Annotated in this window: 20 protein-coding genes and 1 pseudogene; 12 read left to right on the top strand and 9 right to left on the bottom strand. The window is 60.9% G+C overall.

The window, feature by feature from the left end:
* Positions 1 to 336 precede the first annotated feature (336 nt).
* From HCF10_RS08700 to HCF10_RS08670, 7 genes are all read right to left on the bottom strand, one after another.
* Positions 337 to 2481, bottom strand: a complete 2145-nt coding sequence (locus tag HCF10_RS08700; protein ID WP_205885599.1) for a chemotaxis protein CheA — start codon at positions 2479 to 2481, stop codon at positions 337 to 339.
* A 4-nt stretch (positions 2482 to 2485) separates the two neighbouring features.
* The gene (locus HCF10_RS08695) at positions 2486 to 2803 is read right to left on the bottom strand and encodes an STAS domain-containing protein (RefSeq protein WP_131696443.1); all 318 of its coding nucleotides are present in this window, start codon (positions 2801 to 2803) and stop codon (positions 2486 to 2488) included.
* A 33-nt stretch (positions 2804 to 2836) separates the two neighbouring features.
* Positions 2837 to 3205, bottom strand: a complete 369-nt coding sequence (locus HCF10_RS08690) for a response regulator (protein WP_027605685.1) — start codon at positions 3203 to 3205, stop codon at positions 2837 to 2839.
* 13 nt (positions 3206 to 3218) lie between these two features.
* Complete coding sequence (locus tag HCF10_RS31675) at positions 3219 to 4250, bottom strand: methyl-accepting chemotaxis protein (RefSeq protein WP_259242772.1); 1032 nt, start codon at positions 4248 to 4250, stop codon at positions 3219 to 3221.
* 316 nt (positions 4251 to 4566) lie between these two features.
* Positions 4567 to 5196 carry a response regulator gene (locus HCF10_RS08680; RefSeq protein ID WP_145338659.1) on the bottom strand — a complete coding sequence of 210 codons (630 nt, stop codon included), beginning with the start codon at positions 5194 to 5196 and terminating at the stop codon, positions 4567 to 4569.
* Positions 5196 to 8093, bottom strand: a complete 2898-nt coding sequence (locus HCF10_RS08675) for a PAS domain-containing sensor histidine kinase (protein WP_167655297.1) — start codon at positions 8091 to 8093, stop codon at positions 5196 to 5198. Before HCF10_RS08675 ends, HCF10_RS08680 begins: the two co-directional genes overlap by 1 nt.
* A gap of 653 nt (positions 8094 to 8746) precedes the next feature.
* Positions 8747 to 8932 (bottom strand): hypothetical protein, encoded by a 186-nt coding sequence (locus HCF10_RS08670; RefSeq protein ID WP_167655296.1) that lies wholly within the window; start codon positions 8930 to 8932, stop codon positions 8747 to 8749.
* A gap of 201 nt (positions 8933 to 9133) precedes the next feature.
* Between HCF10_RS08670 and HCF10_RS08665 the strand changes: the two genes are divergently transcribed.
* Together HCF10_RS08665 and HCF10_RS08660 are read left to right on the top strand one after the other, a co-directional pair.
* Positions 9134 to 9523: a DUF2946 family protein gene (locus tag HCF10_RS08665; protein WP_145338657.1), complete on the top strand. Its 390-nt coding sequence runs from the start codon at positions 9134 to 9136 to the stop codon at positions 9521 to 9523.
* Between the two features lie 83 nt (positions 9524 to 9606).
* Positions 9607 to 11694, top strand: a complete 2088-nt coding sequence (locus HCF10_RS08660; RefSeq protein WP_145338656.1) for a TonB-dependent receptor — start codon at positions 9607 to 9609, stop codon at positions 11692 to 11694.
* 248 nt (positions 11695 to 11942) lie between these two features.
* Here the strand turns inward: HCF10_RS08660 and HCF10_RS08655 are convergent, their stop codons facing one another.
* Entirely contained in the window at positions 11943 to 12470 is a 528-nt protein-coding gene (locus HCF10_RS08655) for an SgcJ/EcaC family oxidoreductase (protein ID WP_167655295.1), read from the bottom strand.
* A 164-nt stretch (positions 12471 to 12634) separates the two neighbouring features.
* On the opposite strand from HCF10_RS08655, the gene HCF10_RS08650 reads away from it, so the two are divergent.
* From HCF10_RS08650 to HCF10_RS08635, 4 genes are read left to right on the top strand one after another with little or no spacing between them, the layout of a single operon-like run.
* Positions 12635 to 13813: a sensor histidine kinase gene (locus HCF10_RS08650; RefSeq protein ID WP_131696450.1), complete on the top strand. Its 1179-nt coding sequence runs from the start codon at positions 12635 to 12637 to the stop codon at positions 13811 to 13813.
* Positions 13810 to 14463 (top strand): response regulator, encoded by a 654-nt coding sequence (locus tag HCF10_RS08645; protein WP_167655294.1) that lies wholly within the window; start codon positions 13810 to 13812, stop codon positions 14461 to 14463. The genes HCF10_RS08650 and HCF10_RS08645 overlap by 4 nt, the downstream gene beginning before the upstream one ends.
* A complete protein-coding gene (locus HCF10_RS08640) occupies positions 14460 to 16775 on the top strand; it encodes an ATP-binding protein (RefSeq protein ID WP_167655293.1) in 2316 nt (771 codons plus the stop codon). The genes HCF10_RS08645 and HCF10_RS08640 overlap by 4 nt, the downstream gene beginning before the upstream one ends.
* On the top strand, positions 16772 to 17281 hold the full coding sequence (locus HCF10_RS08635; RefSeq protein ID WP_131696453.1) for a response regulator: 510 nt from the start codon (positions 16772 to 16774) through the stop codon (positions 17279 to 17281). Before HCF10_RS08640 ends, HCF10_RS08635 begins: the two co-directional genes overlap by 4 nt.
* An 18-nt stretch (positions 17282 to 17299) precedes the next feature.
* Here the strand turns inward: HCF10_RS08635 and HCF10_RS08630 are convergent.
* Positions 17300 to 17410 (bottom strand): annotated as a pseudogene (locus HCF10_RS08630) (carboxymuconolactone decarboxylase family protein); the annotation flags it as partial.
* 217 nt (positions 17411 to 17627) lie between these two features.
* On the opposite strand from HCF10_RS08630, the gene HCF10_RS08625 reads away from it, so the two are divergent.
* The 6 genes from HCF10_RS08625 to HCF10_RS08600 all read left to right on the top strand — a co-directional run bounded on the left by HCF10_RS08625 (position 17628) and on the right by HCF10_RS08600 (position 25433).
* Complete coding sequence (locus tag HCF10_RS08625; protein WP_237683079.1) at positions 17628 to 17885, top strand: sterol desaturase family protein; 258 nt, start codon at positions 17628 to 17630, stop codon at positions 17883 to 17885.
* A gap of 156 nt (positions 17886 to 18041) precedes the next feature.
* Positions 18042 to 19409, top strand: coding sequence for a cytochrome C (locus HCF10_RS08620; protein ID WP_167655292.1), 1368 nt, complete (start codon positions 18042 to 18044; stop codon positions 19407 to 19409).
* A complete protein-coding gene (locus tag HCF10_RS08615; protein WP_167655291.1) occupies positions 19406 to 19918 on the top strand; it encodes a sorbitol dehydrogenase in 513 nt (170 codons plus the stop codon). The genes HCF10_RS08620 and HCF10_RS08615 overlap by 4 nt, the downstream gene beginning before the upstream one ends.
* The gene (locus HCF10_RS08610) at positions 19915 to 22125 is read left to right on the top strand and encodes a GMC family oxidoreductase (RefSeq protein WP_131696456.1); all 2211 of its coding nucleotides are present in this window, start codon (positions 19915 to 19917) and stop codon (positions 22123 to 22125) included. The genes HCF10_RS08615 and HCF10_RS08610 overlap by 4 nt, the downstream gene beginning before the upstream one ends.
* Before the next feature lie 165 nt (positions 22126 to 22290).
* Positions 22291 to 24588, top strand: a complete 2298-nt coding sequence (locus tag HCF10_RS08605; RefSeq protein WP_167655290.1) for an AAA family ATPase — start codon at positions 22291 to 22293, stop codon at positions 24586 to 24588.
* A complete protein-coding gene (locus HCF10_RS08600; RefSeq protein WP_167655289.1) occupies positions 24585 to 25433 on the top strand; it encodes an HNH endonuclease in 849 nt (282 codons plus the stop codon). The genes HCF10_RS08605 and HCF10_RS08600 overlap by 4 nt, the downstream gene beginning before the upstream one ends.
* Positions 25434 to 25619 lie beyond the last annotated feature (186 nt).

Here is a 25619-nt window from a genome sequence, read left to right as displayed (position 1 = left end):
CGTCGGAGGTCAACTCGGCCTGATAGCGATCCAGGGCTTTGCCAACCACACTGAAGTCCTGTGCCACGCTGTCCGCGTAACTGGGGACCAGATTTTTTCCGGGATCGTTCAAGCGCTGCCATTGCAAGGCGTGAAGGTCGGTGAACGCTGTTGCGGCACGGTCGATTTCCAGCAGGCTGGGCACCGTATTGACGTTGGCATAGCTGGCGCTCGTCTTGATTTCACCAGCCAGATACAGGCTGGTGCCACCCAACACGACGACACCCAGCATTGCCGTGAAAACCAACAACATGATGTTTCTGATAACGGTCATGGCGAGGCACTCCTGATGACGCTTCATTGAGTCGATAAAGAATTGGGGGTCGAACGGTGGGTGGCTTCCTTGGCAATACGTCCCAGCAAATTGGGTATGTCCAGAATCAGGGCGACGGCTCCGCTGCCGAGGATCGTGAAACCGCCCAGCCCATGGGCGTCACCAAACACTTTGCCGAGTGGTTTGATCACGGTTTGAAACTCCCCCTGCAAGCGATCTACCACCAGGCCGGCCCGCAGGCCTGCGTATTGCACGACGACCACGTTCTCGCGGTTGCCTCCGGGCTCTTGCACATCAAACAGGTCCCTTAACCGCAGGATCGGCAGCACATCCCCGCGCAGGTCCAGGTAATCGGTTTCGGCTCCCGCCTGAGGCGCCAGCTCGATGCACTCCTCGACCATATTCAGCGGAATGACATAGGAAGCCTTGCCCACCCCGATCAGAAAGCCGTCAATGATTGCCAGCGTCAGCGGCAGGCGGATCCGCACAGTCGTGCCCTGCCCCAGTTCGCTCTCGAGGCTGACGCTGCCGCGCAACGCCGTAATATTGCGCTTCACGACGTCCATGCCCACGCCACGGCCGGACAGGTTGCTGACCTGGTCGGCGGTGGAGAATCCCGGCTCGAAGATCAAATTCAGAATGTCTTTGTCCGACGGCTGCTGGCCCTCTCCCACCAAGCCGCGCTCACGGGCCTTGGCCAGGATCTTGTCCTTGGCCAGGCCGCCGCCGTCGTCGGACACCTCGATCACGATGCTGCCGGATTCGTGATAGGCGTTCAGGCGTACCGTGCCCTGGGCCGGCTTGCCCCGCTGGAGCCGCGTCGCCGCCGGCTCGATGCCGTGGTCCATGGCATTGCGCACCAAATGGGTCAGCGGGTCGCCGATGCGTTCGACGACGGTCTTGTCCAGCTCGGTCTCACCGCCGCCGATGTGCAGCACAATGTCCTTGCCCAACTCTTTGGAGACGTCCCGCACCACACGCTGGAACCGCGTGAAGGTCGCGCCGATCTGCACCATGCGCAGGGTCAGTGCCGAGTCGCGTACTTCCTCAACCAATCGCGATAACAGGCTGGTGGCTTCGATCATCTCGCCGATGCCGCTGCGCACCGCCACCAGGTTGGCGCCGGCACCGGCGATGATCAGCTCACCGACCAGGTTGATCAGTTGGTCCAGCTTGGCGGCATCGACCCGAATCAGGCTGGCTTCGTTGCTCGCCGCAGCCTTGCCGGCCTTGATCAACGGCGTCGTCGGATCCTGGGCATCAGGCTCACTGCGCGTCTCGACCGGTGCGGGCTCAGCGTCCTGGGTCACGAGCAAGGCCTGGGCCTCGGTCAGTGTGCCGCAACGCACCAACAGCTCGAGCAGCCCGGCATTGTCTTCGGGTAGTGCGTCGAGATGGGCGCGACATGCCTGCACCGTGGCGTGTGGTGCGAGGATCTGCACGAGCGCGTCCTCGCGGACAAAATCAAAGGCACCGTCGATCACCTCAAGGGGGGCGTCGCTGGCCAGTGCGAGTTCAAACCCCAGGTAGTTGGTTTCCGCGTCCATGGCGGCCAGGGGTGGCAAGCCATCGAACAAGGTAACGGTGTGCAGCAAACGCCCCAGCGTGCTCAGGTAACGCAGGAACGCCAAGGGGTCCATGCCATTGCGCAACACATCCGGGCCAAAGCGCAGGGACAAATGCCAATGGCCGGGACTGCCGCCCTGCTCATCCGCCGGCGACGTCGCTTGAAGGGCCGGCGCTGGTGTCGAGACCGCCGCCTCCAGATACAGCGACAGCCGCTCAATGAGCGATTGACCCTGCGCCCGCAGCGGTTCATCCAAGCGATCCAGGTTGCCGTCCTCGGCCAACAGGTCGATCAATTGGCCGATATGGTCGCGGGCGTCGAGAAACAACGCACTCAGCGCCTCATCGACGCGCACCTCCAGGCTGCGCACCCGGTCCAGCACGCTTTCGGCGACATGGGTGAACTCAACGATCGGCATCAAGCCAAACAGGCCGGCCGAGCCTTTGATGGTGTGGGCCACGCGGAACAGGCCGTTGATAGTGTCCAGGTCCTGCGGCGACTTCTCGATCTGCAGCAGCGCATCTTCCATTTGCAACAGAAGCTCGCGACTTTCGGCAATGAAAGTCTGCAGCACATCATCCATGTTCATGGGCTGGGCCATACGATTACGCTCCGACCGACTGGGTGAAACAGGCATTGGTGAAGTAGTCGTCAAGACCGCTGAGGCGCAGTGCTTCGCTCACCGTAGCGCTGGGGTTGCTCAGCAACAGCTGGGTTCCCTCCTTGAGGGACTCGCGTTTGATGAGGATCAACAGCTGCAACCCGGCACTGTCCAGCTCGTCGACATTCGACAGGTCCAACTCCACTTCATGGGCCAGAGGAAACAACGACAACAGCACGTCCTTTTGCTCGGCAGCCGTATAGATCGTCAGCGGGCCCTCCATGACCTGGATTCGACGCAACATCGGGACGGAGCTTTTCATGCAAACCTCCTGGCCAGCGGTCGCTGGTCATCGCTATGGCAGGATCAACTTGGAGACGGCAGTCAGCATTTGCGCCGGCTGGAAGGGCTTGACCATCCAGGCCTTGGCGCCGGAGGCCTGGCCTTGCTGCTTCATCGCATCGCTGGCTTCGGTGGTCAGCATGATGACCGGCGTAAACTTGTAGGCCGGCAACAGCTTGGCGGCCTTGACGAAACTGAGGCCATCCATGTTGGGCATGTTCACATCACTGACAATCAGGTGGATTTTGCGACCGTCCAATTTGCTCAGGGCGTCTTTGCCGTCACAGCCTTCGATCACGTCGTAACCGGCGCCTTTGAGCGTGATGCTGACCACTTGCCGGATGGACGCCGAGTCATCGACGATCAGAATGGTTTTGCTCATCGGAAAAGCTCCTCTAGAAGAAAGTGATTTCGTTGGCATCCGCCTTCGCATGCGGTTTACCGTCATGAATGGCGTGCTGCTCCGGCATGGTGTAAGCCGTTGATAGCTCGTGCAGCCAACGGTCGCTGGTCATCGGCGCCAGGGTATGTCCGCTGAGGCTCAACTCATTGCGCTCGTCCAGTTGCTGCTGCAACTTGTCCAGGTCGTGGGTAATCAAGGTCAACATCTGGCTGACGCGGTCCTGGAACTGCAGGGCAACCAGCACCTGGGCAATCTCGTCGGCGACGTTGGCGCTCTGCTGCTGCAGGTCATGGCTGTTGCGCACGATGGTCTGGGCGGTCGCGCGAAAATGTTCGATGACCTGCGAGACCACGCGCTCCGAATCGGCGAGGGTCAGGGTGTCTTGTTCGGCGTGGTGGCGGGACATTTGCACCGTACGGGCGATGGCGGCATTGACGGTGATCACGGTTTCGCTGATCTTGCGCCCGGTCTCGCCGGACATGCTCGACAACTTACGCACTTCATCGGCGACCACCGCAAACCCTCGTCCCGCCTCCCCGGCTCGCGCGGCTTCAATAGCCGCGTTGAGCGCAAGCAGGTTGGTTTGACTGGCGATGTCACCGACAAACTTGGCCATCTGCTGAAGTTGCTCGGTGAACCCGGAGAGTTGCATGACTTCCTTGAGTTCATTCTCTTTATTGGAGAGCGCAGCACGCAGGGCCAGGACGATGGAATTGAGGTCATGCTGGCCGACTTCCAGCAAGTCGACCAATTGTTGCGAGGCATCCTGGCCGCCGTTGCTGGACACGCTGTGACTGATGTTTGAGGAGAGCGTGCCAAAGCGTTCGCTGAGCTTGAGGATCGACGTTTCACTGATCGAGCGAGCCGCTTCTATCTGCCGGGACCAGATCGGCAGCACGCTGACGCACACTTGCGCCAAGCCGTTATCGACGGCCAGCGTCGGTGGCACCGAAGCCGCTTGATCAAGCTGTTGCTGAAGGCGATTGCAGTGTGCCTGGTACCGCTTGTTCGTCCACAAGCCCATGCCAATACACAGCGTAAACAACGCGGCCCCTGCCACCATCGCCTCCAGACTGAAGCGCTCGCTGTAGGCTATCGCAAGTCCGCCGAGCAGGCCCGCAGAGGCGACGGGAAACAGAGCCAGAGCCGCGCTAGGAAATGGTGTCTGATCGGTCACGGTCTATCTCCCAGTCAAAGCCTGTCGCCACCGCCTGATCGGCAATTCGGCTGCTTGAAGGGAATACTGGCCCAATAATGGCATCGCCACCATCGGAGCATCCCTATTCTGGGGTAGGGATACCGGGAATCAGGCTAGGAAAATTCCTACCCCCGTACGCGCGTCACGAAATACCCAGGGTCATGGCGAAACGCACAATGTCGGCGGTGGAAGAAAATCCCATTTTTTCCATCAGCCGAGTCTTGTGGGTACTGACCGTCTTGTTGCTGATGACGAGTTGCTCGGCAATCTGGTTGACGCTCATGCCGTGCGCCAGCAAGCGCAGGATCTGGAACTCACGATCGGACAAGCTTTCGACAAAGGTCTGCTGCTTCAAGCCACTGCTCTGCAGCGCGATCTGTTCTGCCAGCCCAGGGTCCAGGTAACGTTGGCCGCTGACCACCCGACGGATCGCCACCAATAGGGTTTCGGGATCGCGGTCCTTGGTGAGGTAGCCAAGCGCACCGGCACGTAATGCCCGTTGCGCGATATGGATTTCGTTATGCATGCTCAACACCAGAATCGGCAGGTTCGGGTACTGGGTATGCAGGCGCGCGATCAAGATCTCGCCGCTGATGCCCGGCATATTCATGTCGAGCAGCAACAGGTCGATCTCGACCTGACGCAACAATTCGATCAGTTGCGTTCCACTCTCGGCTTCGGCCACTACCTGCAAATCGGCGACCAGCGAGAACAACTGTTTGAGCCCTTCGCGCATGATGGTGTGGTCATCTGCGATCAGCATTCGAATCATCAATACCTATCCTTGTGCATCGGAATGAAAGCCTGGACCGTCGTGCCTTGTCCGGGGTGGCTGAAAATGATCACTTTGCCGCCCAACATCAAGCCACGCTCACGCATGCCTGCCAGGCCCAACGTCTTGCGGCCGACGGCATCGGGGTCAAACCCCTTGCCGTTATCCTGGACCTCCAGCAGCCAGTGCGTCTCCTGCGGGGTCAGGGTCACGCTGACCTGTGTCGCCTCGGCGTAGCGGGCGATGTTGGTCAATGACTCCTGCACGATGCGAAATGCAGCGGTAACGTGGGTGTCCGGCAGGGTCAAGGGAATCAAAGGCAGGTTCAACGCGCAGGGAACCCGGGTAGAGGTGACGAATTCGGCTGTCAGCCATTCAAGACCGGACACCAGCCCCAGGTTCAGCGCGGAGGGTCGCAGGCTGGTGGAGACATCACGCACCACCTGGATCGTCTTATCGGTCAGGGCCATCAAGCGCTCGACCTGAGGGGTGAGCTCAGGCGTATCGGTGCCGAACTGAAACCTCAATAACGAGATGCCCATGCGCAGTGCCGTCAGGTGCTGGCCCAGTTCATCATGGATTTCCCTGGCGATCAGTTTGCGTTCCTCTTCCCGCGCCGTTTCCCGGCGGGTCGACAGGTCACGTAATTGGGCGTTGGAATTGGCCAGGCGGCGTTCCGCAGCGCGCAGCTTGGAAATATCGCGCCCCACGGCCAGTACGCTGACGACGCGCTGGCCGTCAAGCTCAGGGACAAAATGGATCAACACCACCTTGGGCGCGGTTTTCAAACCCGACAATAAAAATTCCTGCTCCGTGGCTTTGTTCTGCTGAATCACCTGGGCCACCAACTCTCGAAAAAGCTGGGACTGAGCGTTCAGGGGAAACACCTCATCCATGGGCATGCCCATCAGTTCCGGCCAGGCACCGCCCACCCACTTCTTCAACTGCGCATTGACATAAAGCACTTCGCCTTGAGCACTCAATCGGGCGACCGCGTCCGGGCTGTTTTCCACCAGTGCGTTGATGTCGTGCTGGCGTTCCAGTTCTTTTTGCCGGGCCCTGGTCAGATGAGTCACATCGCGACAGATCACCAGTACCCGTTGGCCCGCGCTGCCGGAATCAGCCACCGGCACCAAGGTAAAATGCAAGTTACGGACTTCGTTGCGAACCAGCAGGCCTTCATCCGACTCCACCACCCGTGCGGCGGCCCTGCACTGCTCGTAGAGCGTCTGGATTTTTCGCGCGTTCGACCGACCAAAAATCGACTCCAGCGCCTCGCCGATAACATCATCATGCGGTTTTCCAAGCACCTGCAGCAACGCGGGGTTGACCTCAACGCAGCGTAGGTCACCGAGTGGCGTAACCTCCAGCAGGCACAACATGTCCAGGGTATGGTCGGAAATATCCCGGTAACGGCGCTCGCGCTCCCTGAGTAACGATTCGGAGCGCAAGCGCTCAATGGCAATGGCCGCAATGTGACAGGTCTGGCGTACGCGCTGCAGGTCGCTCTCTTGCGGCAGGGAACCAGGCGACTGAGATAACTCGAAAGCACCCAGGATGTGCCCCTGGTTATCCACGATGGGCTCGGACCAGACTGAAGGAACGCCTTCTGCAAGAGTCGCGGCAGAAGGCTTGCGTGCCGACGACCCGAGACTTTGCGGGTCGGCAAGCACGACGCCACAGGAACGGTGGGGCAAGGCCAACTGAAGGTAGCCCACCAGCAACGCCAGCGTTTCGTCTAAAGGAGCCCCCGTGGCCATGGTTTCGAATATGCGTAAACGCGCATCTTCAAGCACTTGCTGCTTACGCAGCTCAGTGATGTCGTGGGCCAGCGCCAGCACCCCCACCACCTCACCTGAAGGGCTGCGCTCGGCCATCAAGCTGACCACACAACTCACATAATCACCACTGGGCGCGACCACCCAGCTATTCAGAAATTGAGCCGTCTCGCCTGTGGATGCCACGTGACGCAGTTGATTCAGGTAGTCGCCGGACTCCTGCATGGGGCTGGCGCCGATCGCTTCGTCGTAGGACATGCCGGTCAAGAGCAGGAACGTCGGGTTGACGTACGTGCGCAACAAGTTGCGGTCGTAACGAACAATGATATTGGGTGAGTTTTCCGCCAGGGTGAGGAATTTGAGCTCGCTGCCCAGCAAGGTTTCGCGCAGTTGCCAGTTCTCGGTGATGTCTTCCAGTTGGGAGACAAAACAGATCGGCTGCCCCTGGTCGTCCCGCACCAGCCCTACGGTCAAACGCACCCAGACAACCTGACCGTCGTGGTGGATGTAGCGTTTATGCAAGGTGGCGCCCTGCCGTGCACCGCCCTTCAATTCTTCTATCAACTGCTTGCCCACCTCGCGGTCCTCGGGGTGGGTCAAAGCCATGAACGTGGTGCTTTGCAGCTGCGCTTCGCTGTAGCCCAACAGCGTGCAAATCACGTTATTGGCCCGTAGCCACCGACCGTCAAGCGCCACGAGCGCCAACCCGGTACCGGATGAATCGAAAATCGATTTAAGGGGTATATCTGAAAAGCGCTCGCCGTCGGCGGGAGAGCGAGTCAGTTCCAGGCCAGGGGTAATCTCAGCGATAAAGTAGTCGTGCTGCCACGGCGTTATCGATACGCCCAACCGGCCCACTCCCCTCGCTGTCGCCTCAAAAAACACCCGGGACTTTCCATCGGCCTTCTCGAGCGCCGCATAAAAAAGCCCGTAGTCCTCTGGCCGCAGCAGGGCGAGAAACTCGGCCCCTGCATCAGGTGGTACTCCATGCTGGAGCTGCAACGCCGAAAACGCAGGGTTACCCACGACGACCAGGGCAGATCGATCCAGGACAACAACCGCACCCGAAAGGCAGGCAAGTACGCCTTTAAGGGTTTGCAGCACTTCCTTGTCAGCCATCGCAGCTCCTGCAAACGTCTACTCTTACGACCAGGAAATAACCCACCGTAAACGCTTCGAAAGGTTTTTATGGTCGACGAATAAGAATTCAGTTTCCCGGCGAAGCCTGTAGCCGCCCATTCGATTGAATACACATCCCAGTAAGATTCACACCAGCAGCACCATACGGATGGTCTCTACAGCGACGCTGTAGATTATCGTAGCCTCATTTACGGGCTGCGCCAGCCAGACCAAAGTTTATGACACCAATGAACGCCAACCCTCATCCTTTCGAGAGCAAACACCCCGTTACTGACAAGCGAACATCAGAGCGAAGCTGCGTTTAAGCGTCTACGCTGTCTTTTTCCTTGAGTAACTCCGATGACTTATCAAGATAACGACCAAACCGAAAATACACGTCAACACAGGGCGGTGAGCACACTCGGATGACACTGCTTTACCCTTATCACCCTCCCGACAACACACCAATAAACAAACCGGCAGAAGCAACTAAAGCTATCAACAAACCCTCCTTAATTTGTGCCGAGCGGTTTAATACGCTGCATCTAATCCACTACTCAAAATACCCCATGAATTTGGCTCATTTACCAGCGTTATTTACACTTCACCTGCTAATAGCCTGATAGCGTGCCCCCCTAAAACTCCGATATTCCCTACCCGCCCTTGAACAGCCCCTCGCCGTCCTGGAAGTCTTGCAGGTACAGGCGTCGGAATTCCAGCAGTGAGTGAGGCGCCTCGGGCACGCCCAACAGGGCGAGCCAGTTGTGCTGGACCCGCGCTTCACCGCGCTCGACAGCATTTACGAGCCCGATCGGATAGAACCAAAGCCGGGCGCCCATGTTTGAGTAAGGCCGGGAGATAAACCTCAATGACCCTATCAGCAACCGGTGCACGCCAGGGTATCGAAACCACACTGCCACTTCCTCCGGGGGCCGCCACGCCTCTCTCATCAGCCGAAGACAGTGCTGCGGCAAAATAGCGCGTTTTACTTCATGCCTGAACTGCGGCTAAATACCCGCCCTTTTGCGTCGATTGCTTCGATGGCTATGTTCAAACGTATCAGCCCCTGGATCGCCTGCCTGGCCCTGTTGCTCAACATGCTGGCCATGCCGCTGAGCCGTGCCCTGCAAACGCCGGACAGCGGCCTGATGCTTTGGGGCGGTTTCTGCTCCGGGGGCGCGTCGCAAGCCCTGCCGCCAGGCTTTGCCAAGCTGATCGACCCTTCGCAGCAAGCTCCGGCACCCACCGCCATGAAGCACAGCGATTGCTGCTGTGGCCATGCCGGGCTGGCCGCACTACCCTCCAGCCATTACCGGCATCTGCTGCCGCGCTATACACCCGATATCGCCCTCGACAACCCGTTACTGCCGACGTTGCAACCCAAGGTTCGCTGGCCGGACCTGAACCCGCGCGCCTCTCCTGTCGCCTGATCGCCCCGAACCCTGCGTTATCAGTTGCCCTATGCGGGTGACTGGAACGTCCTTGCAGTTTTTGGCTATCAGGAAGTATGTCCATGCCTGTTCTCTTGACTGCGCCGCGTGCGCAGCGTCACGCCGTGTCCCGTTGCCTGTGGCCGCTGATTTCAGCCGGCCTGTTCGCCCTCAACCCGTTATGTTCAGCCCTTGCCCAAGCCGGCAAAAGCGAAGACTCGGCCCTGACCCTCGGCACCGTCACGGTCCAGGGTGCAAGCGGCGCCAGCGGCCCGTTGAGTACCGCCAGCGTGCTCAGCTCGGTGGATATCCTCGGCGCCGACATCCTCGAAAAAATGCCGGTCAACTACAGCTGGGAGCTGTTCAGCCGCGCGCCGGGGGTGATGCTCACCGAATTCAACCAGGGCACCACCTCCGGCAAGATTTCCTTTCGCGGCTTCAACGGCGAAGGTGAAGTGAATGCGGTGAAGCTGCTGATCGATGGTATTCCGAGCAACAGCAACGACGGCAACATGCCCTTCATGGACATGATTTTCCCGATGGAGCTGGACAGTATCGAAGTGGTGCGTGGCACCAGCGATGCGCGCTACGGCCTGAACAACATCGCCGGCAACGTCAATATGCTCACCCGCACGGGCGGAGACTACACCAAGGCGCGCCTGCGTTATGGCAGCTTCAACACCCAGGAAACGCAGTTCGCCAAAGGCATCCAGGGCAGCAATTGGACGCAGAACTACTTCTTCGCCTACCAGAAATCCGCCGGTTACCGCGACCATGCCGAGGCGGACAAATTCTCGATGTCCGGCAAATGGTTCTACACCCCTGACGACAACAGCTACCGCATCGGCCTGATCGCCCGTCACTACGAAACCGAGGCACAGGAGCCCGGTTACTTGAGCGAGGACGATGCGCGCCGACACCCGACCATGACCAACCGCTACAACGCCAGCGATAAAGGCACACGGCGCATGAATCAGGTCAGTGTGCATTTCGACACCGAACTGGCCGACACCCTTGCCTGGTCGGCGAAAACCTACGTCAACACGTTCGATGACCGACGCTGGACCCAGTACTGGCGCACCAGTGCCCAGCAGGAGCGCGACGCCTACGAAACCCAGTACGGTGCCCTCACCTCGCTGACCTGGCGCCCGCAAGTCAGTTGGTTGTATGACTTCGCCCTGGAAGGCGGCGCCGATACCCAACAGCAACAGAACCGGAGCGAGCGCTACCGCACCCTGGACCGCGCGCGCCTGGCGCAAACCCGCGACCAGCAGTTCGACTTCGACACCTACGGCGCCTACATGCAGGCCGAGATCAAGCCGTTCGAGTCGTTGAAGATCATCCCGGCGTATCGCGTCGACAAGATCCAGGGCAACTTCACCAATGAAATGACCGGCCTGGACTACGACATCAACGACTACGGGCTGATCAGGCAACCCAAGCTCAGCGTGGTGTACTCACCTTGGGACGTGGCCAGCGTGTACGCCAACTGGGGGCGCACGTTCCAGGTCGGCAGCGGCGCGGCGGCCTACAAGATTCCGCCCAGGGACACCGACCTGGCGCCGTCCATCAATGAAGGCTGGGAAACCGGGATCAAATTCACCCCTGCCGACTGGGTCGACGGCCGCGTGGCGTATTGGCAACAGGAAGCCAGTGGCGAAGTCAGCCGCAGGCTCAATGACCCCAGCGGCGAGTCGGACAACGTCGGCGAAACCCGCCGCTGGGGTTACGACGCGCAGCTGAACCTGCACCCGAATGAACGCACCGAGATCTGGCTGGCCTATGCCTGGCAGTACTCGAAAATCCTCCAGCCCAGCGCGACGCTGCCCAACAGCAAGGGCCAGGAAATCGACCACATCCCCCATCACCTGTACAACGCCGGCGTCAGCTTCAAGGCCACGCCGGCCCTGCAACTGACCGCGTGGATGAACGGCCAGACCCACTACTACCTGGAACGCGAGAACACCCAGGGCACTTACGGCGGCTATGTCCTGATGAACCTGGGGGCGACGTACCGGGTAACCGAGTCGCTCAGCGTCGACCTGCAACTGAAAAACCTCACCAACCGCTACTACGAGTACGCCTGGTATGACCCGGACGGTGCCAAAGCCTCGCTGCACTCACCGGGTGACGGGCGTGCGTTGTATAGCGGGGTGACGCTGGACTTCTGAATGGGCTCAACGCTGAACGTCCGGCAGACAGCGCTGTTGTGGCGAGCGGGCTTGTACCGCTCGCCACAGAGGTTCCAGTTTACTGGGCGACAGCGCTGCATCGAAGAGGTAGTGCCTCCCTCCCACATTTGGATAGGAGACAATCAGTCAAATGTCGCCAGGCTATGGATCCGTCACAGGACCAATCTCCCAGCCATAACAAAAAAATGCCCACCCCCGGCAAGGGATGGGCATTTTTCCTCCAATCATTACTGCTTGGCGTGCTTGGCCTGCACTTCAGGCATCGCCGAAGAGTGATGATTCAGAATTTTCCACTGGCCACCCACCTGCTCATAGACGAAGGTGTAGCGTGCCTGCACATGGCGCACCTTGCCGTCCGACTCGGTCAGGGTGAAGGTGTAGACGCCACTGTCCATGGCCACGTTGCTGCCCAGCTGGCGAATCTCGCGGTAGTTGATCTGGCCCACCGGCTTGAGCGCCACGAAGTGGTCAAAGTAGTCCTTGATCTGATCCGGCGTCGTGCGCACCTGGTTGGACACGGTCGGCTGCAACACAGCGCCCGGCGCATAGAGGTCGACCACCGATTTCACGTTGCCGGTCTGCAAGGCGCTGTTCCAGCGGTCGAATAAACTGGCAATCTCGCGGTCTTTCACATTGGCTGGCGCCTGGGCCACCTCACGGTAGACATACGGGGCCGTCTCGGCGGCGTGAACAAACGGTACGCTCAGGGCAAACATCAGGGCGATTGGGGCGATTGGGGCGATCTTGAATTTCATGGCGTTACTCCAGTGGTCGTCGTTGAGGCCACTTTGCCAACCTGCCCGCTGCCCGCCATCGGCCAACCGGAGGTATTTACCTATGCCATTTGGCAGATAGCGCCCAAGGTGCCCGACCCTGTTTAATAGCTAACCCTCGCGCCCGCAGCAATGGAGCATCACCCATGCATGACACGCCCCATGATCCCGGCAGCGCCTTGGCCATGCGCGCGCATTTTCGCCAATCGCAAAGCCGTACGGCGCGCCTGCGCCTGCTGGTGGATACCGGCCAGCAACTGCGCCAGCTGGCCCCCGACGCCATGCGCGAACACGTGCTCGCGCGGGCCTGCGCGTTTCTGGCGATGGACCACGGGCTGCTGCAGGAGTGGGACGCCGAGGGCGTCGCCTACACCAGCGCCCGCCATGGCAACCCGGCGCGATTGGGCAGCCTGGCCGCCCTCGCCGACCGCAGCCTGCGCACGCCGTGCTGGCAGGAACGACCAGCAGAGGACTTGCCCAGCGTCTTGCAAGTGCCGTTGCGCGCCGGTGATGGCCATGCCTTTGGCGTACTGGTGCTGGGCAATAGCGTCAGCCTGCGGGCGCCGGAGCACGAAGACAGCGAATCCCTGCAGCTGCTCGCCACCCTGCTGGCGGCCCACCTGGAAAACGATCGGCTGCTGACCACCCTCAAGCTCCGTGACAAAACCCTGTCCGACCTGGTCAACCGCTTGCTTCGCGCCCAGGAGGACGAACGCAAGCGTGTGGCCTACGACCTGCACGATGGCCTGGCGCAAACCCTGGCGGGTCTGCACCAACGGCTGCAGGGCTTTGCCGGGCGCTGCCCGCCGCTGCCAGACGCGTTGGCCGCCGACCTGCAGGCGATTCTTACCCTGGCCCAACACTCTGTCGGCGAGGGCCGGCAACTGATCGCGGGCCTGCGTCCCACGGTGCTGGATGATTTCGGTTTGTTCAAAGCCCTCGATAAAGAAGCCGACCGCCTGCGTGACGCCGGAATCAGCGTGGTGTGGCAGGCGCACTGTGAGACGCGCTTGCCCAGCCAGGTGGAAATCGCCTTGTTCCGGATCGGCCAGGAAGCCATCAACAATGTGCTCAAGCATGCGCGAGCCAGTCGAGTGCAACTGACCCTGGCGCTGCACGACGGCCAGGCATCCCTGCGGCTGGACGACAACGGCAAAGGCTTCACGTCAGCGCCATCCCTCGATGACGCCCAGCATCTGGGCCTCGCCACCATGCAGGAGCGCGCCAGCCTGCTGGGCGGCAGCTTCACCTGCGTCAGCACAGTCGACGGCGGTACCCAACTGCACGCCCGCGTGCCAGCCCCCTTGATTGGAGTACCTCAATGACCCACGTCTTGCGCCTGGTGCTGGCGGATGATCATGAAGTCACGCGCACCGGTTTCGTGTCCCTGCTGGCCGGCCATCCGCAGTTCGAGGTGGTCGGTCAAGCCAGCGATGGCCTGCAAGCGGTAGAGCTGTGCGAGCAACTGCTGCCCGATATTGTCATCCTCGACATCCGCATGCCCGGGCTCAACGGCTTGGGCGCCGCACGCTTGCTGCAACAACGCCTGCCGGCGGTGAAGGTGGTGATGTTCACCATGGACGACAGCCCCGAGTACCTGGAGGCAGCCATGAATGCCGGTGCGGTGGGCTACTTGCTCAAAGACGCCAGCCGTGCCGAGGTGATCCAGGCACTGCAACACGTGGCCGCTGGCGGCGAAGCGCTCAACACGGCGGTCAGCGCCCGGCTGTTGCGGCGCATGACCGAACGCCAGGCCAGCGGTGCCGCCCCCAGCGAACCGCTCACCCCACGGGAACGCCAGGTCCTCGGTTTGGTCGCCAACGGCATGAGCAACCGGGCCATCGGCGAACACCTGGGCATTACCACCGGCACGGCCAAGGCCCATGTCGAGCGGGTGATCGGCAAGCTCGGTGCGGCCGACCGCACCCAGGCCGCCGTGCGGGGCATCGCCTTGGGCCTGGTGACACCAACATGAAGCGGCGCTGGGCCGACCTGCCGCTGCGCGGCAAGGCGCTGGTCGTGATTTCACTGCCACTGGTGGTGCTGTTGCTGTCCCTGGTGCTGATCTACACCACGGAACGCCAGACCGCCCGCGCTGAAGAGGATGTGCGCCGTGTTTTACGCGTGCAAAGCGATATTCAGGCCGTGCATACCCTGCTCGCGGAAGCCGCAGCCAGTGTGCGCGGTTACCTGCTCACCCGCCGCGAAGACTTCCTGCCCAGCTACCTGAACGCCAAGCCCCAGATCGAGTCAGCCCTGCGCCGACTGGACCGCAACGTACGCGATCAACGGGTGCGCGAGCAGCTCAGCGCGATCAAGCCGCTGATCGACGGCAAGGTCGACGGGCTGGAGGAAATGCTCAAGGACAGCGACGCCACACCGGAGTCCATCAGTGCCATCCTGATCAGTAACAAGCACATCCTCGATGCCCTGCGCCAACACATCAGCAGCATGCTCACCCTCGAGGAGTCGTTGCTGGCCGAGCGCAGCGCCGCCGCGTCCGAGACCCGCCAACGCTTGTTGCTCTCCACCTGGCTGGCGGCGATCTGCGGACTGTTCGGGGCGATTGTCGCGGTGCTGTTTCTGTCCAAGGGCATTGTCGCCCGGGTCCAGAATGTGCAGCGCAATGCCCAGCGCCTGGCCCTGGGCTCGCCGCTGCTGCCACAGCCGCCGGAACAAGACGAAATCGGCCAGTTGGGCACCAGCCTGGTGGAAGCCGGACTGTTACTGGCCGAACGCGAACGCGCGTTGCGCGACAACGAAGAACGCTTGCGGCTGATCATCGATGGGGTCAAGGACTACGGGATCTTCGCCCTCGACACGGCGGGCCATGTCACCAGTTGGAACAACGGCGCCGAGCGGATCAAGGGCTATACCGAACAGGAGATCATCGGCCAGCATTTCTCGGTGTTCTACCTGCCCCAGGAATGCCCGCAGCACCCGGACATGGCCTTACGCGAGGCCACCCGCAACGGCGATTACACCGAAGAAGGCTGGCGCTGCCGCAAGGACGGCACGCGGTTCTGGGCCAGCGTGGTCATCACCGCGCAGTACGACGGCACCGGCGCCCTGCGCGGATTTTCGAAGATCACCCGCGACATCACCGACCGCCGTGCGGCGGAGATCGCCCTGCGCACCGCCCGCGAGGAGGCCGAACGCGCCAGCCGCGCTAAAAGCGAGTTCCTGTCACGCATGAGCCATGAACTGCGCACCCCGCTCAACTCGATCCTGGGCTTTGCGCAGTTGTTGGACATGGACGCGCCCAAGGCGCAAAAGGCCGATGTCGGTCACATTCTGCGCGCCGGCCAGCACCTGCTCACGCTGATCAACGAAGTGTTGGACATCGCCAAGATCGAGGCCGGAAGCCTGGCGTTGAATATCGTGCCGATCCCGCTGGCGGGCACCTTGCAAGAAGCGCTGACGCTGGTGTCGCCCATGGCCGCCGACGCGGGCGTGCAGTTGCAGCCGCTGCCGGCGCTGGCGGCGGATACGGGCATCGTTGCCGACCGCCAGCGCCTGACCCAGGTGCTGCTGAACCTGCTGTCCAATGCGATCAAATATAACCGGCGCGATGGTCAGGTGAGCATTGAGGTCGGCATCCATGGGCAGCGTATCCGCGTGTCGGTATGCGATACCGGCAACGGCATCGCCGCCGATCATATCGGCCAACTGTTCAAGCCTTTCGAGCGCCTGGGGGCCGACCCGAATGTGGAAGGCAGCGGCCTGGGCCTGGCCCTGAGTAAAAGCCTGCTGGAAAACATGGACGGCCAACTCACGGTGCGGAGCCAACCCGGCATCGGCTCGCGCTTCACTCTGGAACTGCCCTCCGTGCGCGTGGCGCACGCCCCGAGCATCGCCACGCCCGGCATCGACATCGAATTGAAGCGCCCTGCCCCCGTCGTCAGCACCTTCGAGGGCAAGGTGTTGTGCATCGAGGACAACCTCTCCAGCCTGGCGCTGATCGAAACCCTGCTGCAGCGCCGGCCCGGCATACGACTGCTGTCGAGCATGCAAGGCCAACTGGGCCTGGACCTCGCCGCGCAGCATGCGCCACAGTTGATTCTGCTGGATGTGTCCCTGCCGGACATCAATGGCTTGAAGGTGCTGCAACGCTTGCGTCAGTCACTGATCACCCGCGACACACCGGTGCTGATGATCACCGCCGACGCCAGCGACCTTACCCGCCAGGCGTTGCAGGAGGCCGGCGCCACCGCGGTATTGAACAAACCGATCAACGTGCCGGCATTTCTCGCCCACCTCGACCAAGCTTTTCCGGAGCCCGCGTGAACCTCGACCTGCGTATCCTGATCATCGACGACCAACGCCCGAACCTCGACCTGGTGGAGCAATTGCTGGCGCGCGAAGGACTGACCAACGTGCTGAGCAGCACCCAGCCGCTGCGCACCCTGGAGTTGTTCAACAGCTTCGAACCGGACCTGGTGATCCTCGACCTGCACATGCCGGAGTTCGACGGCTTTGCGGTGCTGGAACAACTCAACCGGCGCATCCCCCAGGGTGAATACCTGCCGATCCTGGTGCTCACTGCCGACGCGACCCGTGACACGCGCCTGCGCGCCCTGGCCCTAGGCGCCCGGGACTTCATCAGCAAACCCCTGGACGCGCTGGAAACCATGCTGCGGGTGTGGAACCTGCTGGAAACCCGGGTGCTGTACAAGACGCTGCGTACGCTGGTGCCGGCGGACCAGATTGAGTTGTTGCAGCGGCGCGGTGCTACCTCCACGCCCGGCAACGTCGAGGCCCAACCGGGGTCAGCGGCGACACGACGCTGCTAGTGCCCGCGGGCTCGGTTTTCAAGGTTCGGCAAATGGAAGCGGTGTGTCGGTATCACGGCGAACGGCAAACACATTCAGGGTCATCGCCACCAGGGCGTAATAGCCGAAAACCCCGACCAGCTCGACCACGGTACTGTTCACCGCACTCAGGAGTTGGTCGGTTATCTCATCCAAGTGACAGTCCTCAAGAATGAACGGCGGCGCAAGCAAGCGCGGTGCGCTGGCGATATCGGCGTTGAAGTAACGAGAAACAATGGTCGACGACTGCCGGCCCAACGCATTGGGTCGGGCCCACAACACACGCCCGCCGTTCGCAGTATTACGACGATGTGACACACCCCTCATTTTGCTGCCAGTGCTGTTGCTGCTCGCCTGGTTCACCGGCCTCACCTCGGCCTTTATCGGTGCCGTAGCCGGCTATTTCGTCTACATCTCGCTGCACTACGTGATGCACCGCCCGCGGCATTGGGCCTATGCCTTTATTCCGGGATTGGTGGCCAATCACGACCTGCATCACCGCAAAGGCATCGAGAAGAATTTCGGGGTTTCTTCACCGCTGTGGGACCATGTGTTTCGCACTTATATTCGAACAGAGCACGCCTGAACCTCTGCTTGGCGATTGTTTATATTACGAACAAATCTAGCCGCCCACACTCCTGCGCCGCCAACCTTATCTACGCTCTAGCCCGTGCCAGGAGGCGCATTGAAGAGTCCATGACGGACCCACTGTCTCCCGGCACCTGATGCCTAGGAGATACCGATGAGAATGGAAACCCATCGCCCCCGGCCCGGGTTCGGCTGTGCGCTGTTTGGCGCGTTGCTGAGCCCCCTGGTCGTCGCGGCCCCCACGTTGTCTACGCAAATACCCTTCGATGTCACGGCGACCCCGCCCTTCTCTCTCGACAGCCTGCAAGCCAACTTCGATGAAATGTCGTGGCAGACGTTCATTGCGCTGAACTGGCCGGCCCTGGACACGGGTCAACCCAATAGCGGTGTGCAGATCGGCCAGCAGGACGCGGCCACCGTGTGGGAAAGCTATAAGGAGAGCTATCAGATATTCCTGGCCCAAGGGCAGAAGCCGCTGCCTTTTCACGCGCCCGCCAGCGTACCGAAAGCCTGTGAAGGCAAGGGTTCCGGGCGCTTGCTGCAACAGATGGGCAAGGTCCCGGATGTGCTCGACGAGTTTATCCAGCCGTTTGAGAGCGGCCCTCTGGTGGACCAGAGCGGCGTGTACACGCGCAATGAAATCGTGGTCAACCAACCGATGTTCGACGGTATCGTCAACAACGGCCTCTACAGCATTCAAGGCCAACAAGCGTTTTTTGCCGCCAGCCCGACCAATGCCGTGGCGTTCAGTTGCGGTAACCCGCACACCAGTGAGGTGGGTTCGCTGATGGTCAAGGCCTCGTGGAAGGTGCTGGACGGCAACGACAATCCCGCCAGCTTCCATAGCGTCGACGCCCTGGTGTATACGCCGGGCAACAGCGACCCGAGCAAAGGGCCGGTGGTGGCCGAGTCCTGCGTGGCCGAGCCGGTCGGGCTGGTGGGCCTGCATATCGTGCACAAGACCACCAGCGCGCCGCAGTGGGTGTGGTCGACTTTTGAGCACGTCGACAATGTGCCGGAAAAAACCACGCCGCCCGCCGAGCGCAAAGGCCCGTACCTGTTCTACAACGCCAGCAGCCAGGCCGAGGTCAACCAGCCGCCGCCCAGGCCGTGGAACCCGGCGGTGAAGGCCACGCCCTCGCAGATCGTGCGCGAGATACCGCTGACGGATGAAACCAAGGCCCTCAACACCACCTACCAGACCCTGCTGCGAACGGTTAACCCCAACAGCGTATGGGCCAACTACCAGTTGATCAGCACCCAGTGGCCGACGCTCAGCGGCCAGCCGCCGTGCCAGATCTCTGCCACCAAGCCGCTGGGCAACCCGGCACCATCGTTCCTCGCCAATGCCACGTTGGAGACCTATATCCAGGGCACCGTGCCCCAAGCGTCATCGAGCTGCATCGCCTGCCACGGCAATGCCGCCACCCACGTTACCCAGTCGCCGCGCACCAGCTTCGCGGACTTCACCTACCTGCTCGAGCGCGCCCAATCCACCGGTGTGACAAGGAGTCAGCCATGAGTACCGACCTGGACAATTTCACCGGCCTGAGCGTGGTGCTCACCGGCATCAATCAGGAACTGCTGGCGCCGTCGGTAGACCCCATCGGCCTGCCCACGACCTTTCTCGATTTCATCGGTCCGCGTGTCGGCCAAAGCGTGCTCAGCGCCCTGCTCGCGCAATACGCCACGCTGGCGGCCGAGCAGGCAACACCACAGCAAATCGGCACAGCAATCCTGATGCAGAACGGCCAACCGGCACCGACGCAAACCGCCCAGGTGGCACGCGCGATCATGAAGCTCTGGCTGCTGGGCGTGTGGTACCAGCCGTATACCCAGGGTGCGTTCCCGCTCGGCGAGCAAACCGTGGTGAGTGACGAGGCCTACACCCAGAGCTGGGCGTGGAGTATTGCCCAGGCCCACCCCATGGGCTACAGCGAGTTCTTCTTCGGCTACTGGAACAGTCCGCCGCCCAACCTGGAAGACTTCACCGGGGTCACCGCCAGCACGCAGCCAGGAGCATCGTCATGAGTAGCGAACAAGCAGATGTGGTGATTGTCGGTGCGGGCCTTGCAGGCAGCCTCATTGCCTATCAATTGGGGCTGGCCGGGGTGCAAGTGCTGGTGTTGGAATCGGGGCCGGAGATCCCGCCCAATCGCAACCAGTACCTGGAGCGTTTTTACACCGCCACACTGAAGACGCCCGAATCACCCTACCCACCGGTGAGCACCCTGAGCCCGGCGCGCAACCCGGCTGAACAGAACGCACCGCGCGCGACCATCGCCGACCTGATCAATGGCTGGAACAACCCCGCCATCAGCTACCTGGTGCAAAAAGGCCCGTTGCCGTTCACCAGTACTTATGAGCGCGTGGGCGGCGGCACCACTTGGCATTGGGTCGCCACTTGCCTGCGCATGCTGCCGAATGATTTTCGAATGAAATCGCTGTACGGCGTGGGGGTGGACTGGCCGATCAGCTACAACGACCTGCAAAGCGCGTATTGCCGTGCCGAGGCGGAAATCGGTGTGGCGGCGAATGTGGCCGACCAGGCGTACCTGGGCATTACCTTCCCGGCCAACTATGAATACCCGATGACCAGCATCCCGCTGTCGCTGGTCGATGGCAGCTTCGTCAACGCGGTGCAGGGCCAGGCGTTTCAGGGCCTGCCCCTGGTGGTCAGCCCGACGCCGGCCGGACGCAACTCGCAGCCGTATGCCGGGCGACGGGTATGCGCAGGCAACACCAACTGCACGCCGATCTGCCCGATCCAGGCCAAGTACGATGCCACGGTGACCATGAACAACGCGCTCAACACCGGCAATGTGCGGGTGCTGTACAAGACCGTGGCGAGCAAGGTCACCGTCGCGGCGGACAACAGCATCAGCGGTATCGAGTTCATCCAGTACCAGCTCGGTGATGGACCACCGACCGGCACGGGCGTTGCCGTCGGGCAACGTTATGTGATCGCCGCCCATGCCATCGAGACGCCCAAGTTGCTGCTCAACTCCACCAGCAGCGCCTGGCCCAAGGGCGTGGCCAACAGCAGCGGCCAGGTCGGGCGCAGCCTGGCAGACCACCCGATCTACCTGGCCTGGGGCCTGATGCCCGAGGGCAAGACGGTCTTCCCGTATCGCGGCCCGGTGTCCACCTCCGGCATCGAAAGCCTGCGCGACGGCGCGTTCCGCAGCCAGCGCGCGGCCTGGCGGATCGAGATCGGCAACGAGGGATTCAACTGGCCGATCGGCGACCCGTACACCACCGTCGCCGACCTGATTGATGGCACCAACGTCAGCCACACCAACCCGCTGCCAAACAACCCGGGCGCGCCCCAGGTGCTGTTCGGCACGGCGCTGGTGCAACAGTTGAACAACCTGCTTACGCGGCAATTTCGGGTGGGTTTCCTGGTGGAGCAAGTGGAGGAGGATCCCAATAACGCCAACTGCTACATCGTGCCTTCCGGCCAATACAAGGACCGCCTGGGTATCCCGCGCCCGGAAATCCACTACGACCTGTCCGACTACACCAAGGAGGGCTTCAAACAGGCGCGTATTCTGGCCAGTCATGTCATCACCGAACTGCTCGGGGCTACCGAACTGACTGCCGACATCCCGCCTGGGGTGTTCACCTACCAAGGGCAATCCTATTCGTTCCAGGGTGCAGGGCACTTGATGGGCACCTACCGCATGGGTGATGACCCCAAGACCTCGGTGGTGGACAAGACCCAACGCAGTTGGGACCACAACAACCTGTTCCTGGTGGGCGATGGCGTGTTCCCCACCACCGGCACCTCCAACCCAAGCCTGACCATCGCCGCGCTGTCGATCCAGGCCGGCGACACCCTGTGCAACGAGCTTAAAGCCGCGACGGTACAGGTGCAGGCCAACCAGCCGTGGCAAGGTACCGGCGTGCAGATCAGCGGCCCGAGCCCGCGCCTGGTGCGTTATGTCAGCGGCAAGTGGCTGGCCAGCCCGGTGGGCGGCATGGTCGATGGCAACGGCAGCCCGGGGTTGATCGCCAAGGCGGGCTACACCTTGGCGGGGGCTAATGAGGGGGCGCTGATTGGCCGTGTGAGCAGCAGCGGGACACCGTTTCTGGTGGGTGACCTGGCGGAAATTCCAACGGGGCAGACCGGGGAATTGCAGCTGTGTATCAACGATGATCTGGAGGGGCGTTATGGCGTTGGGTTGGGGGATAACCAGGGGGCGCTGACAGTGTTGGTGGGGTTCGGTACCACGTAGGGTCCTTGGCTGCGGGGAAAACCCGCAGCCCATTTTTTGAATGGTGGCTGGCAGACAGTCGAAAATGGCTACTCGCCACTACTCGAATCGATAGGTAAACTTCAAACCCATGCACCTCGGGAGCGGTCCCCGGTCTTTAATGTCATAGGAAACAGGTGGACATTCATGGAAGAAAGTCATATCTGGCTCGGCGAGCTATTAGCACGCGCACAGGCCAGTCAGCTTCAGGGCGAGATGACAGACGCTCAATTCCAGCAGGTTTTGCTCTATGTCCTCGCCGTGCAAATCGTGGACTGGGACAGCCCTAAATGGGTCAAGGAGCGGGAGACTAAGTACTGGGTCTACCACGACACCATTCAGGCCAGCGTGCACATGCTGATGGAGCACTGTGGCATCGCCGAAAAAATCACTGCATGCGACGAACAGACCTACGAACAGCTTTCAGTGCTGCTGGATGAGGTCACGGAGCAACTGGACGGAGAAGAGTGCCTCCACCTGTTCGACGCACTTTTTTATTTTCTTGCCACCCAAGCCCGTTTCGACCGCCGCCATGCCCAGATCAGCGGAGCACTCGCCACCGGCTTGGCGCGCGATGAAGGGCTGATCGACCTGGAGCCCTACAGTGGCGAAGCCTTCGTCAAGCATTTCGACCTCCATCAGGGCCGGTTTGCATACTTGCTTGTTGAAGGTAGCGCGGCCCTGCACCACTTGACCCGACTCAGACTGATCGTGCAAGGCGTCAATGCCGAACTGATCCAAGGTCTGCCGAATGACTTCAAATGTGAGAGCCTCTCACTGCTGGATAATCCGGTCTATTTGAAACAGCCCTTCGTCTCACTGTTACGACGGACCGAAGAAGGCACGTTAACGGGGCGAACACTGATGGTGTTCACGCCTGGCCGGACCCCAACCCCCGCCGCCCTGGATAAACTCAAGCAACACCTGTCCAGCAATGACCTGCTTGAAGCCGTGTTCGATTTCACGAGTTATAACGACGCTGGCAACGCCACCCGCTACTACGCCTGGTTGTTGAATAGCCAAAAATCCCAGGCAGACAGAACGTTGTGCATCGACACACGCAAATTGCTGTCTGGCATTCGGGGGGTCAGCGCAGAAGAGCTCGCCTACTTCTCAGCAGCGATTTACCAGATATGGCGGTCAGATGGAGCGTTGCGCTTCAGCCAATACCCTGAGTCGAAGCTGCTGGGTTCACTCAAAGGGCTGTTTGCCCAATGGTTTGACACTGGGTATGAGGATGTCGACGGCGTTTGCGTAGAACTGGACACCAAGGATGTGCTCAGGACCCGCATCGGCGGGACTCGGGTTCCGCCCGTTGATCGAGTACGGGAAATTTCACTGCTCGACCGGCGCCCGCTGGAGCACTTGCTCGCGCAACCAGGCAGCGTATCTTCCTGCACCTACGTCATCGGTAACAATGGTGCCGGCAAAAGCCTGTTGTTGGCTTCTCTGGTTGACCACCTGCAGCAACAGTCCACCGCCAGTGTGGCCATTGTGGTTGGGCCGATTGACCGTTTTCCCTTGGGCAATCGCGAGAAGTATCCTCATTATCGCTACCTGGGCGACCGGACGAGTACCGGGTATTCATCGCAAACCATCGAGCGCAAGTTGATCGACCTGTTGGTCGAAACGGTCGAGCTACCTGAGCGCCTGGCGTTGCTGGAAAACCTGCTTGAGCGCCTGGGCCTCAAACAGCGCCTGTACCTTGCGCCCAGTGGTGCATTCAACGAACTGCTGCGACCACTCGACCTGGCCGCCCAAGTCATTCCCCTTGCACTCGCGGTCAGTGAACATGTTTCCCTCAAGGGACTGAGTCTCGCATTGAGTCGCCAAGGCCATTCCAACCTGCTGAAATTCACCGACCTCAGCTCCGGCGAACAACAGGTGCTGCTCCTGTTCGCCAAAATCATGGCAAGCGCCGGCCCCGGCAAAGTGCTGCTGATCGATGAGCCAGAAGTGAGCCTGCATGTCGGTTGGCAGCAGTTGCTGCCGAGCCTGTTCAGCCTGATGGCAGAACGTCTGCAAACCCGGTTCGTGATTGCCACCCATTCACCGACCCTGGTTGCCAATGCCAAGGACAACCTGAGCCATTGTTTTATGGCCAAGGACAATCAACTGACAGAAATTGCGCCTGAACAGCGCCACTCAGTAGAGACCATCCTGCTCAAGGGCTTCGAGACCTACACCCCACACAACCGGGAAGTCGCCGAGCGCTGCGCGGCGCTTGTGACCGAGGCTATTCGAGCAACCAACAGGGGCCAGGCGGGTAAGTATGCCCAACAACATGAAGACCTCAGGAAAGCACTGGAATACATGACAACCATCATGAAGACCTCCGGCGACGCCGAAGACAAGCGCTACCAACAGGACCTGCAACTCATCGAACACGCGAGTCTTGCCATCACCGAAACCTTTGCCCTTGCGCAACAGGCGTTGCCAGCATGACCCGCCCCACCGGCGAGCCGAAGGCAGCGCTCCTCTACAGCGAACAGCGCAAGTTTCTGCACGCATTGCGCAAGGGGGCAAAGGCTTTTGATAAAAGTATCTGGGGCAAGCTGGGCGACCCTGCCAAAGCCGACTGTGCGGCGCTCAAAAAACGCTTGCGCTTAGCGCTGAAAAGCCGCCAGGAGCCCAGGTGTTGTTACTGCAAGCGCTGGTTGCTTAACCATGCGAGTGCAGCACCCATCGAACACGTGCTGTCACGCGACACCTATCCTCAATTCGCCTTGCATCCGCGCAACCTGGCAATTGCGTGTGTCGATTGCAACTCGGTCAAGGGCAAGGCCGACTGGGGCAAGTTCCCTGGGACCCCGGCGCTTTACCCCACGGCAGACGTCATGACCTTCTTTCATCCCCGTCACCATCGCTACGATGAACATATCCGCTTCATCCGTATGGAAACCAATCGCCAGGAGTTCGTCAGCTATCACGGCCTCACGCCCCAAGGACAACACCTGTGCACCCAATTACTCAGCGCTGTGGTCGGTAAACGCAGCCTTAAGCGCAGCTACCCCGCACTGGCGGGCTGGCAACGCACCATCGATGACTTGGATGCCCAGGGCGATTCAACAGACCGCCCAGAACTGCAAGCCTTTCGCCATGCCATGGAAATAACGATTGCCGAACGGCTGAACGACGGCGGCAAGGCCAGCGCACTGTGGGTGGTTCCAGATGACACCGCCAAAGATGCGGCACCGAAAACATCGGGCCGCAAACACACTCGGTCACGCAAACAGCAACTCGCTCATGATCCCCCTCGCGCTATCCAGGAACAGCTTGCGTTCGACTGATCGCACAGACTTCAAGCTACGCCGCCATCTGGATAGGTAGGCTCAACACAACCGACCTGAGAGGTTCGTTACACACGCAACAACAGTCCTTTGTCATCACGCCCATTGATAGCCCCCTAACGAACCCCCCATGCTAGAGGGCTGATCCCGCGCTTATATCATTCCGAATGATAGTTACCTTTGCTT

It is taken from the genome of Pseudomonas sp. B14(2022), assembly GCF_012030485.1.
In the GTDB taxonomy this organism is placed as follows: Bacteria; Pseudomonadota; Gammaproteobacteria; order Pseudomonadales; family Pseudomonadaceae; genus Aquipseudomonas.
This window is presented reverse-complemented; position numbering and strand designations above follow the sequence as displayed.